This is a genomic window from Vibrio sp. 03_296 (assembly GCF_002265885.1).
In genome coordinates, this window is the sequence record NZ_NPKW01001383.1 from 1 (window position 1) to 929 (window position 929).

At 49.5% G+C, this 929-nt stretch carries 2 pseudogenes; both read left to right on the top strand.

What is annotated here, in order from left to right:
• Positions 1 to 432: pseudogene (locus CIK04_RS32480) on the top strand (ABC transporter permease); the annotation flags it as partial.
• Positions 433 to 458: 26 nt separating this feature from the next.
• A pseudogene (locus tag CIK04_RS32485) lies at positions 459 to 929 on the top strand (glycoside hydrolase family 3 N-terminal domain-containing protein); the annotation flags it as partial.

The following is a 929-nucleotide window of genomic DNA, read 5'->3' on the forward strand; positions in this document are numbered from 1 at the left end:
TGATTGGCGCCTTTGTGCTGCGCAACACCACGCTTGGCAAACACGTTCTGGCAACCGGTGGAAATAAGGTCTCTGCCATGTACTCAGGAATTAACGTCAACGTCATCAAACTCTATCGTTTGATGCTCAATGGTTCCTGCTGCCTTGGCTGGCATTTTATACTCGGGACGTTTGTACAGTGCACGTTATACCTTAGGTGAGAGCGATCTGATGCTGGTGATTGCCGCCGTGATCATCGGCGGAACCAGTTTGTTTGGTGGAAAAGGTACAGTGATTGGCTCGGTGATTGGCGCGTTGATTATGGGAATGGTGAATAACGGTCTGATTTTGATGGGCTTAAACGTTGATCAGCAACTTATTTTACGCGGAATCATCGTGATTGTGGCGGTGACGTTCACCATGGGACAGATCAAACAGTTGCGCAAAAAATAGCGGTGTAAATTTAAGGAGAACAAACAATGGTAAGCCAACAACAGATCGCAAATCAGATCGCCCAATGGAGCTTGAAAGTAGAAAGTCGGACAACTGTTTATTTTGGCCTTTCCCGGCAAATCGGCTCAGGCCGCACAGCGGATGATTGCGGAATATCAATCTCGGTGGCTGTTACTTGAGTCAAGATAACGCAGAGACCTTTGCCGAAGCTCAACAGCTCAATCAAGCGTTACAGTGCTTACTTGATGCTCATCAGCGTCTACCGTTATTGCTCGGTGTCGATCAAGAAGGGGCATGGGCGTGTTGGTGGAGAATCGACCGACGGGCCGGCAATTTGGCGCTAGGCGTGGCGGACCAAGCCGTGGGCACGGAACGTATGTATCAAGTGTTTGCCGAAGAGATGCGCAGTGCCGGTTTTAACTGCATTCTTGGCCCATGCTGCGATGTGAACTTAAACCCAGCTTCGCCGATCATCGATACTCGTTCGTTTGGTGATC